Consider the following 13,137-nt stretch of genomic DNA (forward strand, 5'->3'; position numbering starts at 1 on the left):
CTCCCGGGTCTGGCGCTTACTCGTCGCCAGCGCTCTGGCGCTGCAGGATCGAGCTGAACTCGTCGGCGAAGGTCTCGAAACGCACCGACATGCGCTCCACGCGGGTGGTGAAGCGGTTGTAGGCCCACACCGCCGGGATCGCCACGAACAGGCCGATGGCAGTGGCGAACAGCGCTTCGGAGATGCCCGGGGCGACGGCGGCGATGCCGGCCTGGGCGCCGCTGCTGATCATGTCGTGCATGGTCACCATGATGCCGAACACGGTACCGACCAGGCCCACGTACGGGGCGGTCGAGCCGATGTTGGCCAGCAGCTCCAGGTTGCGCTCGAGCTGGTCGACTTCGCGGGTGTAGGTGGTGCGCATGGCGCGCTGGGCACCTTCCAGCTGGGCACGGCCATCCAGCCGGCGCTTGTCGCGCAGGCGGGTGTACTCGCGGAAACCGGCTTCGAAGATGGCTTCCAGGCCGCCGACATTGCGGCTGCGGTCGGTGGCCGAGCTGTACAGCTTGCCCAGGTCGGCACCGGACCAGAAGCGGTTCTCGAACTCGTCGGCTTCGCGGGTGGCCTGCTTGAAGATGCGGGCCTTGCGGAAAATGATCACCCAGCTGACGAACGAGCCGACCAGCAGCGCCAGCACGATGATCTTCACCGGCAAGCTGGCCTTGGCCATCAGTTCGAGGTAGTTGATGCCGCCGCCGGTGGTGGCCTGGGCAAGGGTCTGGGTCGCGGCATTGCTGACGTCAGCCGGCAAAGCCTCGGTGACCGTGGCCTGCAGGGCCAGGAGCGTTGCGATCATCCGTTGTTCCTCAAGAGTTCTGTTCGGATTCGGGGTGGAGGTGGGGTTGCAGCGCGGCAAGGACGGCATCGTCCATGCCACGCGGGCGGAAACTGGCCGCGTCCAGTGCGGCGATGCGGACCTGTGCGGACAGCAGCAGCTGGCCGTCGCGCAGGACCTGCTGGTCGAAGACCATGCTGGCCTTCTTCAGCTGGACCAGGGTGGCGCTTACCTGCAGCTGGTCATCCAGCCGTGCCGGCTTGATGAAATCCATCTGCATGGAGCGCACCGCGAAGACCATGCCGTGCTCGGACCGCATGCGCTCCTGGCCATAGCCCAGCGCGCGCATCCATTCGGTCCGGGCCCGTTCCATGAAGGCCACGTAGCGGGCGTGGTAGACCACGCCGCCAGCGTCGGTATCTTCCCAGTAAATGCGTGTCGGCCAACTGAATCGCGGTTCAACCGACATCGGGGACCTCGGCAAACAGGTCCTGCGGCGGGTTCTTCGGCTTCAGGCCCATGTGCCGGTAGGCCTTGTGGGTGGCCATGCGGCCACGCGCGGTGCGCACCAGGAAGCCCTGCTGGATCAGGTACGGCTCGACCACGTCTTCCAGCGTGCCACGCTCTTCGGACAGCGCCGCGGCGAGCGACTCGATGCCCACCGGGCCACCATCGAAGTAATCGACCATGGTCTTCAGCAGCCGGCGGTCAAGCTCGTCGAAGCCTTCCGGGTCGACCTTGAGCATCTGCATTGCGGCCTGGGCCACGGTCTGGTCGATGTGGCCACCGGCCTTGACCTGGGCGTAATCGCGCACGCGGCGCAGCAGGCGGTTGGCGATACGCGGGGTGCCACGCGCGCGGCGCGCGATCTCCCCTGCCCCGTCGGCGGTGCAGTCGATGGCCAGGATCGCAGCCGAGCGGCGCACGATGCGGGTCAGTTCTTCGACGCTGTAGAACTCCAGGCGCTGGACGATGCCGAAGCGGTCGCGCAGCGGTGCGGTCAGCAGGCCGGCGCGGGTGGTAGCGCCGATCAGGGTGAACGGCGGCAGGTCGATCTTGATCGAGCGCGCCGCAGGGCCTTCGCCGATCATGATGTCGATCTGGAAATCTTCCATCGCCGGATACAGCACTTCTTCCACCACCGGCGACAGGCGATGGATCTCGTCAATGAACAGTACATCGTGCGGCTGCAGGTTGGTCAGCAGCGCGGCCAGATCGCCGGCCTTCTCGATCACCGGGCCGGAGGTCACGCGCAGCGCCACGCCCAGTTCGTTGGCGATGACGTGGCTGAGGGTGGTCTTGCCCAGGCCGGGGGGGCCGAAGATCAGGACGTGGTCCAACGCATCGCCACGACCCTTGGCGGCCTGGATGTAGATCTCCATCTGCTCGCGCACCGGCACCTGGCCGAGATAGTCGGCAAGTCGCTTGGGTCGGATGCTGGCGTCGGCGGCGTCATCCTCGCGGGTGGCGCCGGCGGCGATGATGCGGTCGTCGGTCATGTGCTGATTATGCGGTAAAAGCGGGGAGATTCGGCCGGGCTGCGCCCGGCACCCGCTACATGCAACGTCAACGTCAACGTCAAAAGCGGGTTTGCTGCGGGATGGCGGGGTGGGTCCGGTTGCGGGGGACGCTGCAAGTACGTCCCTGTAAGCTCGGTCGCGCCATCCATGGCGCTCACGCCCCCGCAACCGGACCCACCCCGCCTTCGACAGATCGCCGCGATCTGCCGGAATGCCATGGCCTGCTCCTGGTGGTTGTCGACCTTGGCCGACAAGGCATGGCCTGCCTTTGGTGGGTGTCGACCTTGGTCGACACGGTAGATCCACGCCATGCGTGGATGGAGCTGGATGACACGGACATGGGGTCAGAGCCCTTTTCCTGTGGAAAAGGGATCCGACCCCGCGCGGTCAGATCTCCACCTGCGCTCCGAGTTCCACCAACCGGTTACCCGGAATCCGGAAGAAGCCCGTCGCCGGGGCGGCGTTCCGGTGCATCAGCGCGAACAGCTTGTCGCGCCATATCGGCATGCCGCGGTTGGCGGTGGCGACGATGGTCTCGCGGCTGGCAAAGAAGGTGGTGTCCATCGGGTCGAAGTAGATACCGCCGTGGTCGCACGAGCGCATCAGCGCAAGCGGTACGTCGGGGGTCTCCATGAAGCCGAAACGCACGTAGACCCGATAGAACTCATCGCCCACCGATTCGATCTTCAGCCGCTGGCCTTCCATCGCATACGGGATCGGCAGGGTTTCCACGTGCAGGAACACGTTGCGCTCGTGCAGCACCTTGTTGTGCTTGAGGTTGTGCATCAGCGCATGCGGGGCCACGGTCGGGTCGGCGGTCAGGAACACCGCGGTGCCGGGTACGCGTACCGGCGGCGCCAGCATCAGGCCCGGCAGGAAGGTGTCGATGCGGATGCCGTCCTTGCGGATCTCGTCGCGCAGCAGTTCGCGGCCACGGCGCCAGGTGCGCATCATGGTGAACAGGAAGATGCCCAGCACCACCGGGAACCAGGCGCCCTGCAGCAGCTTGGCGCCGTTGGCGATGACAAAGCCCAGATCGATGATGAAGAACACCACGCACAAGGGCAGGATCCAGTTGCGTGCCTTGGGCCACAGCGAACGTGCGACCAGGGCCAGCAGCAGGGTATCGATCAGCATGGTGGCCGACACCGAGATGCCGTAGGCCACGGCCAGGTTGGACGAGCTGCGGAAGGCCAGCACCAGGCCGATCACCATCACGGCGATGCCCCAGTTGATGCCGGGGATGTAGATCTGGCCGATGGTGTCGTGCGAGGTGTGCTTGATGCGCATGCGCGGGATGTAGCCCAGCTGCATGGCCTGGCGCGAGACCGAGAACGCACCGGTGATCACCGACTGCGAGGCGATCACCGCCGCCATCGTGGCCAGGATGATCATCGGGTACAGCGCCCACGACGGCACCGCCTCGAAGAACGGGTTCTTCACCGCCTCGGGATGGTTGAGCACCAGCGCGCCCTGCCCCAGGTAGTTCAGCACCAGGCAGGGCAGCACGAAGAAGTACCAGGCGTGGCGGATCGGCTTGGCACCAAAGTGGCCCATGTCGGCATACAGCGCCTCGCCACCGGTCACCGCCAGCACCACCGCGCCGAGGATGAAGATGCTGTGCCAGCCGTGTTCCATGAAGAAGCGGATCGCCCACCACGGGTTGAACGCCTTCAGCACTTCCGGCGCGTCGACGATGTTGTAGATGCCGATCGCGGCCAGCGAAATGAACCAGATCGAGGTGATCGGGCCGAACAGCTTGCCGATCTTGGCGGTACCGAAGCGCTGCACCGCGAACACGGCCAGCAGCACCACCACGGTGATCGGCACGATGAAGGCGTGAAGCCCCGGCGCGGCAACCTCCAGGCCTTCGACCGCACCCAGCACCGATATCGCCGGGGTGATCACGCCATCGCCGAAGAACAGCGAGGCGCCGAAGATGCCGAGGATGCCGACCACATAGGCCGAGCGCGACCCGTTGCGCAGCGTGCGCTGGGTCAGCGCCATCAGCGCCATGATGCCGCCCTCGCCGTCATTGTCGGCGCGCATGATGATGGTCACGTACTTCAAGGTGACCACGATGTTCAGCGCCCAGAACGCCAGCGACAGCACGCCCAGCACGGTGTCGTGGTCGCTGTTGAGCCCGTAGTGCGGCGAGAACGCCTCCTTCAGGGTATACAGCGGGCTGGTGCCGATATCGCCGAAGACCACGCCGATCGCACCGATGATCAGTGCCAGGCCCCCGGCGGGGGGAGCGTGACCATGGCCACCCTGGGCGGCGGTGTGCGGGGTTTGACTGCTGGACATGGGGCTCCTGGCGAAGCTCAGGGTGTAATGGGGAAGGAAACGGAGCGGCTCAGCGCAGCGCCGATTGCAGGGCCTTGCGGATGACGGTGGCCACTTCGTCGCCCTCGTTGAAGGCCTCGCGTGCCATCCGCGCCGCCTCGGTGGGCTTGTAGCCCAGCTGCTGCAGCGCCACGGTGGCATCGGACAGCGGATCGGCCGGGGCCGGGCCACTGCCGGTCGGCAGTGCGCCACCGGCACCGAACTGCGCCGCGCGGTCACGCAGTTCCAGCACCATGCGCTCGGCGGTCTTCTTGCCGATGCCGGGGATGCGGGTCAGCGCGGTGATGTCGCCGGCCTGGACCATGCGCGCGAATTCTTCAACGGTGACCCCGGACAGCACGGCCAGCGCGATCTTCGCGCCGATGCCGCTGACCTTCTGCACGTCGCGGAACAGGCGGCGCTCGCCTTCGCGCAGGAAGCCGTACAGCGAGACGCTGTCTTCCTTCTGCGAATAATGGGTGTACAGCGTGACCTCACGGCCCAGCTCGGGCAGGTCGTAGAAGGTGCTCATCGGCGCCTCCAGCTCGTAGCCCACCCCGTTGACGTCCACCACCAGCCACGGCGGCGCCTTGTAGGCGACGATTCCGCGCAGTCGACCGATCATTGCGTGCAGCTCCTCATTTGCGGCCCCACGCTTGGCGGGCAGTCAGCCCCAGGCGGTTGGCCGTTGCCCTTACGTGGGCATGGGTGATGGCCACGGCCAACGCGTCGGCCGCGTCGGCCTGCAGCTTGGTTTTCAGGTTGAGCATGAGCCCGACCATGTGTTGAACCTGTTGCTTTTCGGCGCCGCCACGACCGACCACCGCCAGCTTGATCTCGCTGGCAGCGTATTCGTGCACCGGCAGGTCGCGCAGCACCACCGCCGAAATCGCCGCGCCACGGGCCTGGCCCAGCTTCAGCGCCGAATCGGGGTTGCGCGCCATGAACACCTTTTCGATGGCCACTTCCTGCGGCTGGAACTGCAGGCACAGCTCGGCCAGGCCCAGCACCAGCAGCTTCATGCGCTGCGGGAAGTCATCGGCACCGAGCAGCACCAGCGGCTGGTGATGCACGTGGCTGACCCGGCCGCTGGCATCGACATCGATGATGCCGACCCCGGTCCGTTGTGAACCCGGGTCGATGCCGAGAATGCGGGTCATGCGGCACACGCGCGCAGGCCGCTGATCCGGGAAGGACGCATGCGGCGGTGATGGCTGGAAACGTCTGGGGTCATCATGGTCCGCATTGTCCGCTCACCGGCCGCCAAAGGCGACCGGCGCAGCGTCCGTTCAGGCGTAGGCGTCCGCGCCGAGATCGGCGTTGGAGTACACGTCCTGCACGTCGTCGAGGTCTTCCAGCATGTCCAGCAGCTTCTTGACCTGCAGGACGGTGTCGCCCTCGACCTTGATGTCGTTGTCGGCACGGAAGGTCAGCTCGGCATGATCCGGCGTGCGGCCAGCCGCCTGCATCGCATCCTTGACTGCGTGGAAGCTGTCTGCGGCGGTGAGCACGTCGATCGCGCCATCCTCCGGGTAGACCACGATGTCATCGGCACCGGCCTCGATGGCCGCTTCGGAGATGGCGTCCTCATCGGCGCCGGCGCCGTAGTGCAGCACGCCCACGCGCTTGAACATGAAGCTGACCGAGCCTTCGGTGCCCATGTTGCCGCCGCACTTGCTGAACGCATGGCGGACATCGGCCACGGTGCGCACGCGGTTGTCGGTCAGGCAATCGACGATGACGGCCACGCCACCGGGCGCGTAGCCCTCGTAGCGGATCTCTTCGTACTCGACGCCTTCCAGTTCACCGGTGGCCTTCTTGATGGCGCGCTCGATCACGTCCTTGGACATGTTCGCGGTCAGCGCCTTGTCCACGGCCACACGCAGGCGCGGGTTGTTGTTGGGGTCGCCTCCACCGCCGCGGGCGGCCACGCCGATCTCACGGATGATCTTGGTGAAAATCTTGCCGCGCTTCGCGTCAGACGCGTTTTTGCGGTTCTCGATGGAGGGGCCTCTACCCATGGGTCTTTCCGTACGTGCGTTGATGGATAAGGCCGCGGATTCTACCTGATCGGGCCCGCTGACCGTGTCGAGGGCGGATGGATGCCGCTGCGCTCGCCGGGCATGGCCCGGCGCTACCGGGGGTGCACCGCCGTGCTAGCGCCGGGCCATGCCCGGCGAACCGCCTTACGCGGCGGCGGCGTCCCGGCCATGGTCGAACTGGCCATGGCGGAGGAAATGCGCGGTCTGCCGCGCGGCATCGGGTGACACCACCAGGCCGCTGTGGCTGGTGCGCACCACGCAGTGGTCGGCCAGGCCCGGCAGCCGGGTCTCGGCCAGCGCCACGGTACCGTCGGAATCGTCATCCAGCGCCCCGAGCAGGCTGCCCAGCCCATGCGGCACCGAGCCGGCGATCAGGCCGACGGCGGCCTTGCCCTGCCAGTCCGGCAGCCCGTCCAGCAGCAGCTCGCTGCTGCGGCCCAGGGCCAGGCCCCAACCATGTTCGGACAACGAGCGCGCTGTGCCACTGCCCCGCAGTGGCGATCCCAGGCAGACCACGCGCTGCACGGGCAACTGCGGCTGCCGGCGCAGGGCTTCCAGCGCCAGCAGGCCACCCAGGCTGTGCCCGACCAGCGACAGCGGGCCTGCATCTGCCAGCCGCTCCAGCAACTGCGGCACGGCCACATCGGGACCGCCAAATACGGACGAGTAGCCAAAGGTATGGACCTGGAAGCCGCGCGCGCGCAGGCGCCAGGCCAGCGGCCCGACCCAGGCACGGGCATTCCAGATGCCATGCAACAACAGAACGGGGGGAGTCATGTGCAACAGCCTGGCGGTCAGCGGGGCGGAACTACGGTGATTGAACACAAGCCAGGGGCAAGCGGCGGTGAACGCTTTCAGGCCGGATGCGGCAGACGGCGCAGGATGAACTCAAGATCGTTGGTATCGCCCACCGGGAACAGGTACTCGCCGGCCTTTTCAAAACCATACCGGGCGTAGAAGCGCTGCGCGCCGAAGTTTTCCGACCACACGCCCAGCCACAGCGTGCGCGGGCCGTCGCGCTCCAGCCAGGCCAGCGCGGTTTCCAGCAGGCGGCTGCCCCAGCCGCAGCTCTGCTGCGTCTTGATCAGGTACAGGCGCTTGAGCTCACCGTCACCGGGCTTCACGTCCGGATGCGGCAACCCACAGGGGCCGGCGGCGGCATGGCCGACCGCCTCCCCGTCCAGCTCCAGCAGCCACACCGCGTAATCGGGGTGGGCCAGGATCGTGCGCTGACGCTCGACCGTGTAGGCCTCGTCGATGAAGTCCTGCAGATCCTGCGGCGGATACAGATGGCCGAAGGTTTCGGTGAACGTGCGTGCGGCCAGCGCCGACAGGGTCGGCGCGTCGTCCACAGTGGCGCGGCGGATCGAATACATGGGTCGAGTTGACGTCAGGACCACGGTTCGGGTCAAGCCCGCTCCGCCGGTTCCTTGCCGTCTTCTTCCTCTTCCTCTTCTTCGTATTCCTCGTCGTCCTCTTCTTCCTCGCCGTCTTCCTCTTCTTCGCCTTCCTCGTCCTCGTCGTACTCTTCCTCTTCGTCGTCTTCGTAATCCTCGACGCCGAAGTCTTCACCGTCCCAGCGGCCTTCGCCGTCGGCGACGAAGGTCAGGGCCATGGCCGACGGGTTGGTTCCGACACGGACCAGCCAACCACCGAAGACACGTGCACGCTCGGTGACCAGGTTGGCCTCGGAGCCTTCATTGCCCAGCTTTTCCCACTCCAGCGAAAACGCAAACTCGGTCATTGCCTGGATCTCCTGATCAGTTTTTCTTGGGGCGAACCTGGATGTGCACTTCGGCCAGCTGCTCGTCGACGATCGGCGACGGCGCGTCGGTCATCAGATCCTGCGCACCGGTGGTCTTCGGGAACGGGATGACGTCGCGGATCGACTCGGTGCCGGCCATCAGCGCGGCGATGCGGTCGATGCCGAAGGCGATGCCACCGTGCGGCGGTGCGCCGTAGTTCAGCGCGTCGAGCAGGAAGCCGAACTTGGCACGGGCTTCTTCGGCACCGATGCCGAGCAGTTCGAACACCGCGCTCTGCATGTCGGGGCGGTGGATACGGATCGAACCGCCGCCGATTTCATTGCCGTTGAGCACCATGTCGTAGCCGCGCGAAACGGCAGTCTTGGCGTGCGCGCGCAGGTCGGCGATGTCGTCCACGGCCGGCGCGGTGAAGGGGTGATGCAGGGCGACGTAGCGCTGCGCTTCCTCATCCCATTCGAACATCGGGAAGTCGGTGACCCACAGCGGTGCCCAGCCGTCGGCGACCAGACCGAAGTCCTTGCCGGCCTTCAGGCGCAGCGCGCCCATGAAGTCGGACACCTTGTTGTAGCCGCCGGCACCGAAGAACACGATGTCGCCGTTGCCGGCGCCGACATGGGCGACCAGGGCGGCGAAGCCCTCTTCACTGAAGAACTTCTGGATCGGTGAGCTGATTTCACCGTTCTCGCCCACCTTGATGTAGGCCAGGCCCTTCGCACCGTACTTGGCGGCGTGCGCGGCGTACTCGTCGATCTGCTTGCGCGACAGGCTGGCACCACCGGGGATGCGCAGGGCGGCGACGCGGCCATCGGCATCGTTGGCAGCGGCAGTGAACACCGGGAATTCGCTGGTCTTGACCAGTTCGGCCACGTCCACCAGTTCCAGCGCGATGCGCAGGTCCGGCTTGTCCGAACCATAGCGACGCATCGCCTCGGCCCAGGTCATGCGCGGGAAGCTGGCATCCAGTTCGACGTCGACCACTTCCTTGAAGATGGCGCGGATCATGTCTTCGACGAAGTCCTGCACGTCGCGTTCGCGGACGAAGGCGAACTCCATGTCCAGCTGGGTGAATTCCAGCTGGCGGTCGGCACGCAGGGCCTCGTCGCGGAAGCAGCGCGCGATCTGGTAGTAGCGGTCGAAGCCGGCCACCATCAGGATCTGCTTGAACAGCTGCGGGCTCTGCGGCAGGGCATAGAACTCGCCCGGGTGCATGCGCGCCGGCACCAGGAAGTCGCGTGCGCCTTCCGGGGTGGCCTTGGTCAGGATCGGCGTTTCGATGTCCTGGAAGCCCTTCTCGTCCAGGTGGCGGCGCAGGGCCTGCACCAGCTTGATGCGGGTGCGCTGCATGCGCTGCATTTCCGGACGGCGCAGGTCCAGGTAGCGGTACTTCAGGCGGGTTTCTTCGCCGGGGTTCTCGTGGGCGTGGAACGGCAGCGGCGCGGCCTTGTTCAGCACGGTGATGGCGGTGGCGATCACTTCCACCTTGCCCGTGCGCAGCTTGTCGTTGACCGCGTGGCGGGCACGTACCACGCCTTCCACCTGCAGCACGTCCTCATAGCCCAGCGAAGCGGCCACGGCGAACACTTCGGCGTTGTCGAGCTCCACCGTCACCTGCACGATGCCTTCATGATCGCGGAGATCGATGAAGCAGACGCCGCCCTGGTTACGGGCCACGTCGGTCCAGCCGGCGAGGGTGACAGTCTGGCCAATCAGGGTCTCATCGACCAGGCCGCAGAAGTGGGTACGCATGGGGGAAAGCTCCGCTGGAGAACGCCGGCGCCTGATGGGGGCCGGAAAGCCTCTTATTCTGCGGCCGAGGCCCGGCCGGGGCAAATGCGGACGGTCACGCGGGCTTGATCGCCCCCGTCCTTATAGTCGCGCACCTACTCCCGTATGGGGATGTCGCCATGAAACCGCAGTCTCTGGCCAGCCTGGCCGTGATCCTTGGCACCTTTACCGCGCTCGCCCTGCACTCCGCCCCTGCCGCCGCGCAGGACGGGGTGGTCCGCTGCGAGAGCCAGAACAACCGCGAACGCGTCTGCAACACCGGCTGGCGCGACGCCCGGCTGGTCCGCCAGCTGTCCGGTTCGGCCTGCGTGGAAGGCCGAACCTGGGGCACGCGCAATGGCAGCATCTGGGTCAACAACGGCTGCCGCGCCGAATTCACCCAGGGCCGAGGCGGCTGGGGTGGCGGCAACGGCGGCGGTTGGGGTGGTGGCAACGGCAACGGCAACAGCGGCACCGTGCGCTGCGAAAGCCAGGACAACCGCGAACGCAGCTGCCCGGTGGGCTGGCGCAACGCACGCGTGGTCCGGCAGATCTCCGGCACGCAGTGCGTGGAAGGCCAGAACTGGGGCGTGCGCAACGGCGCGATCTGGGTCAACCGCGGCTGCCGCGCCGAGTTCGCCGAGGCCCGCGGTGGCTGGGGCGGCGGCAATGGCGGCGGCTGGGGTGGTGGCAACAGCAACTACACCGTGACCTGCAGCAGCAACAACAACCGCCAGCAGAGCTGTAACTGGGACGAGCGCCAGGGCCGGCCTGTGCTGCAGCAGCAGCTGTCCGGCAGCGCCTGCCAGGAAGGCCGGACCTGGGGCTACTCGCGCGGCAATGTGTGGGTCAGCAACGGCTGCCGGGCGCGCTTCGGCACGCGTTGAGGGGTAGCGCCGGGCCATGCCCGGCGAGCGCAGCGGCAGGGTCTCCGCTTGAAAGCCGCCGGGCATGGCCCGGCGCTACCGGACTGTCCGCAGCAGCATGCCAAGGAGCCGATCAGGGTGCCGGCGCCGCTGAATCACCCCAGGGCGCCGGCGGCAGCGCGACCGGCTTGCTGAGATCGAACTCGACCCGGAAACGGCGCCCTTCCGGGCGCGTCAGCTCATAGACGAAACGCTGGTCCGGCTCGATCTCCATCGCCCAGGTGTTGTGGGTTGAAGCCAGCATGTCGGCACGGCGGAACATCGCCACCGATTCGCCATCTGCGGGGAACTGCTGGCGTTCGGCGGTGCCCGGCGGCTTGCTGTCGCCGCCGTACAGGGTGATCGCATCGGGGCTGCCATCGGCGTGGCGATGGTCGTGCTTCAGGCGCAGCCCGTGCTCGGTGCGGGTCAACACCCAGGTGCGCGAATGGTCATCGCCGACGTGGAACGGGATGCGCAGCTCATGGCCCGGGTCGGCGCAGCCCCGCACGTGCATCACCAGCTTCTGCCCGGCGAAGGGGTCTTTGCCGGTGGGGGCCGGCGTGTCTTCCACCACCTTGCCCTCGTAGGCCTGGCCACAATGGGCAGCGACCGCGGCCATGAAGGCATCAGCCGGCGCGGTCGACAGATCGTGGTTGACCGTATGCGATGGCTGCGAGCAGGCGGCGAGGCCGAGCAGGGCGAAGGCGGAAGCAACAGCGGCGATCGGTTTCATGCCTCAACCCTAACGGCCATGGCCGTTACGCGCAAACCGCACTCCCTGGATCCACCTCAGCGCTCGGCTGCAGGGGCGGCGGCAACCACTTCTGTCGCTGCCACGGGTGCATCTTCGCCCTGCCCTGCCGGCTCCTGCTCGACCGGGTCGACATCGAACGGCGTGCGGAACACCAGCGAGGGCAGCAGCGTGGTCAATGCGGCGTACAGCAGCAACGCGCCGAACAGCACCGCGGGAATCTGGAAGCGATCGCGCATGATCGCGGCCAGCACCAGGGTGAAGATCAGCGTCGGTGCCAGCGCCAACGATACGCGCAGGCTGCTGCGGAAGCTCTCGCCGAACATCACGCGACGCTGCAGCCAGACCACCGCGATGCGCAGCGGCAGCACCACCAGGGTGATGACGATGCCCAACCCCAGCGCCTCCCAGCTCAGCGCTTCGCTGGGCACCTTGGTGCCGGCGTTGAAGAAGTAGAACGGCACGAAGAACGAGGCGAACAGACGCAGCGCATGCAGGTTTTCGTGCGAAGCAAGCAGCGGCATGCGCTGGTGCAGCAGGCGCGCGACCAGGCCGGCGATGAAGGCGCCGACCAGGTAGTACACGCCCAACAGGTAGGTGATGTACGCCGCCACCATGCCGACCATCACCAGCAGCGAGAATTCCGAGCCCGGTGCATGCGGCGCGACCCAGCGACCGAGCGCGATGAACAGCAGCGGCAGGCCGATCATCATCGCCAGCAGGGCCAGGCTGGACAGCGCCATGTGCCCGGGATCGCCAGCCTGCAGCACGATGAACAACGCCGCCAGGGCCAGCAGTTCACCGGCGATGGCCTTGCTGGTGACCCAGAACCGCTCGTCCTCGCTCAGCCCCAGCCGCGACAGCGAATCCATGATGAAACCGGTGGAGGGGGTCAGCAGCGCAAGCGCCAGCAGCCCTGCCGCCTGCCATGGCAGGCCGGCGTAACGCCAGGCCAGCCAGCCGACGCCGAACAGGGTCGCACTGCGGATCAGCAGATGCGCCAGCAGCGGCCACATGCCGCGCCGCAGGGCCTGCAGGTCAACTTCCAGGCCGGCGAACAGGAACAGTGAGGAGATGCCCAGCGTGGCCAGCAGTGCGATGACCGCGTCGTGCGCCTGGTCGCCCAGCCAGAGCATGCCGATGATGCCGAACAGCAGGCAGGTCAGCGGCGCCGGCAGGCTGAACCGCTGCAGCGCGCGCGGGATGACCAGCAGCGCGAAGATCAGCAGCAGGTAGACCAGTTCATGGCTCATCGGGGGACTTCCGTGTGGATCGAACGCGCGCAG

The 13,137-nt window shown here is 66.9% G+C and carries 14 protein-coding genes; 1 reads left to right on the forward strand and 13 read right to left on the reverse strand.

All coding sequences use genetic code 11. The features are described from left to right. Positions 1–16 precede the first annotated feature (16 nt). The 11 genes from tolQ to aspS all read right to left on the reverse strand — a co-directional run bounded on the left by tolQ (position 17) and on the right by aspS (position 10,174). Complete coding sequence (gene tolQ, locus D0Y85_RS15895; RefSeq protein WP_025874672.1) at positions 17–796, reverse strand: protein TolQ; 780 nt, start codon at positions 794–796, stop codon at positions 17–19. Between the two features lie 10 nt (positions 797–806). After that, positions 807–1,244, reverse strand: coding sequence for a tol-pal system-associated acyl-CoA thioesterase (gene ybgC, locus D0Y85_RS15900; protein ID WP_032975136.1), 438 nt, complete (start codon positions 1,242–1,244; stop codon positions 807–809). Further along, complete coding sequence (gene ruvB, locus D0Y85_RS15905; RefSeq protein WP_025874674.1) at positions 1,234–2,274, reverse strand: Holliday junction branch migration DNA helicase RuvB; 1,041 nt, start codon at positions 2,272–2,274, stop codon at positions 1,234–1,236. Before ruvB ends, ybgC begins: the two co-directional genes overlap by 11 nt. 408 nt (positions 2,275–2,682) lie before the next feature. Then, a complete protein-coding gene (locus D0Y85_RS15910; RefSeq protein WP_117311179.1) occupies positions 2,683–4,602 on the reverse strand; it encodes a potassium transporter Kup in 1,920 nt (639 codons plus the stop codon). A 49-nt stretch (positions 4,603–4,651) separates the two neighbouring features. Beyond that, complete coding sequence (ruvA, locus tag D0Y85_RS15915) at positions 4,652–5,245, reverse strand: Holliday junction branch migration protein RuvA (RefSeq protein ID WP_025874676.1); 594 nt, start codon at positions 5,243–5,245, stop codon at positions 4,652–4,654. A gap of 13 nt (positions 5,246–5,258) precedes the next feature. Further along, entirely contained in the window at positions 5,259–5,780 is a 522-nt protein-coding gene (ruvC, locus tag D0Y85_RS15920; RefSeq protein WP_093818726.1) for a crossover junction endodeoxyribonuclease RuvC, read from the reverse strand. A gap of 129 nt (positions 5,781–5,909) precedes the next feature. Then, on the reverse strand, positions 5,910–6,641 hold the full coding sequence (locus D0Y85_RS15925; RefSeq protein ID WP_032975140.1) for a YebC/PmpR family DNA-binding transcriptional regulator: 732 nt from the start codon (positions 6,639–6,641) through the stop codon (positions 5,910–5,912). Between the two features lie 165 nt (positions 6,642–6,806). Further along, the gene (locus D0Y85_RS15930) at positions 6,807–7,439 is read right to left on the reverse strand and encodes an alpha/beta fold hydrolase (RefSeq protein ID WP_025874679.1); all 633 of its coding nucleotides are present in this window, start codon (positions 7,437–7,439) and stop codon (positions 6,807–6,809) included. Positions 7,440–7,516: 77 nt separating this feature from the next. After that, the gene (locus D0Y85_RS15935) at positions 7,517–8,038 is read right to left on the reverse strand and encodes a GNAT family N-acetyltransferase (protein ID WP_117311181.1); all 522 of its coding nucleotides are present in this window, start codon (positions 8,036–8,038) and stop codon (positions 7,517–7,519) included. A gap of 32 nt (positions 8,039–8,070) precedes the next feature. Then, positions 8,071–8,406, reverse strand: coding sequence for a DNA primase (locus tag D0Y85_RS15940; protein WP_080150528.1), 336 nt, complete (start codon positions 8,404–8,406; stop codon positions 8,071–8,073). 16 nt (positions 8,407–8,422) lie between these two features. Further along, positions 8,423–10,174 carry an aspartate--tRNA ligase gene (aspS, locus tag D0Y85_RS15945; protein ID WP_080150529.1) on the reverse strand — a complete coding sequence of 584 codons (1,752 nt, stop codon included), beginning with the start codon at positions 10,172–10,174 and terminating at the stop codon, positions 8,423–8,425. Between the two features lie 158 nt (positions 10,175–10,332). Here aspS and D0Y85_RS15950 point away from each other — a divergent pair, with 158 nt between their 5' ends. Continuing rightward, positions 10,333–11,079 carry a DUF3011 domain-containing protein gene (locus D0Y85_RS15950; RefSeq protein ID WP_117311183.1) on the forward strand — a complete coding sequence of 249 codons (747 nt, stop codon included), beginning with the start codon at positions 10,333–10,335 and terminating at the stop codon, positions 11,077–11,079. A 112-nt stretch (positions 11,080–11,191) separates the two neighbouring features. Here D0Y85_RS15950 and D0Y85_RS15955 read toward each other — a convergent pair whose 3' ends face one another. Together D0Y85_RS15955 and D0Y85_RS15960 are read right to left on the reverse strand one after the other, a co-directional pair. Beyond that, a complete protein-coding gene (locus D0Y85_RS15955) occupies positions 11,192–11,833 on the reverse strand; it encodes a hypothetical protein (protein WP_117311185.1) in 642 nt (213 codons plus the stop codon). 56 nt (positions 11,834–11,889) lie between these two features. Further along, the gene (locus D0Y85_RS15960; RefSeq protein WP_117311187.1) at positions 11,890–13,104 is read right to left on the reverse strand and encodes a cation:proton antiporter; all 1,215 of its coding nucleotides are present in this window, start codon (positions 13,102–13,104) and stop codon (positions 11,890–11,892) included. Positions 13,105–13,137: the final 33 nt, after the last annotated feature.

The organism is Stenotrophomonas sp. G4 (assembly GCF_003428825.1).
GTDB lineage: Bacteria > Pseudomonadota > Gammaproteobacteria > Xanthomonadales > Xanthomonadaceae > Stenotrophomonas > Stenotrophomonas indicatrix.

Excerpts from the sequence above, each read along its gene's own strand:
- ruvB (WP_025874674.1), bottom strand. The coding sequence starts at position 2,274 with ATGACCGACGACCGCATCATCGCCGCCGGCGCCACCCGCGAGGATGAC.
- D0Y85_RS15925 (WP_032975140.1), bottom strand. The coding sequence starts at position 6,641 with ATGGGTAGAGGCCCCTCCATCGAGAACCGCAAAAACGCGTCTGACGCG.
- D0Y85_RS15955 (WP_117311185.1), bottom strand. The coding sequence starts at position 11,833 with ATGAAACCGATCGCCGCTGTTGCTTCCGCCTTCGCCCTGCTCGGCCTC.
- ruvA (WP_025874676.1), bottom strand. The coding sequence starts at position 5,245 with ATGATCGGTCGACTGCGCGGAATCGTCGCCTACAAGGCGCCGCCGTGG.
- aspS (WP_080150529.1), bottom strand. The coding sequence starts at position 10,174 with ATGCGTACCCACTTCTGCGGCCTGGTCGATGAGACCCTGATTGGCCAG.
- tolQ (WP_025874672.1), bottom strand. The coding sequence starts at position 796 with ATGATCGCAACGCTCCTGGCCCTGCAGGCCACGGTCACCGAGGCTTTG.
- D0Y85_RS15910 (WP_117311179.1), bottom strand. The coding sequence starts at position 4,602 with ATGTCCAGCAGTCAAACCCCGCACACCGCCGCCCAGGGTGGCCATGGT.
- D0Y85_RS15940 (WP_080150528.1), bottom strand. The coding sequence starts at position 8,406 with ATGACCGAGTTTGCGTTTTCGCTGGAGTGGGAAAAGCTGGGCAATGAA.
- D0Y85_RS15935 (WP_117311181.1), bottom strand. The coding sequence starts at position 8,038 with ATGTATTCGATCCGCCGCGCCACTGTGGACGACGCGCCGACCCTGTCG.
- ybgC (WP_032975136.1), bottom strand. The coding sequence starts at position 1,244 with ATGTCGGTTGAACCGCGATTCAGTTGGCCGACACGCATTTACTGGGAA.
- ruvC (WP_093818726.1), bottom strand. The coding sequence starts at position 5,780 with ATGACCCGCATTCTCGGCATCGACCCGGGTTCACAACGGACCGGGGTC.
- D0Y85_RS15960 (WP_117311187.1), bottom strand. The coding sequence starts at position 13,104 with ATGAGCCATGAACTGGTCTACCTGCTGCTGATCTTCGCGCTGCTGGTC.
- D0Y85_RS15950 (WP_117311183.1), top strand. The coding sequence starts at position 10,333 with ATGAAACCGCAGTCTCTGGCCAGCCTGGCCGTGATCCTTGGCACCTTT.
- D0Y85_RS15930 (WP_025874679.1), bottom strand. The coding sequence starts at position 7,439 with ATGACTCCCCCCGTTCTGTTGTTGCATGGCATCTGGAATGCCCGTGCC.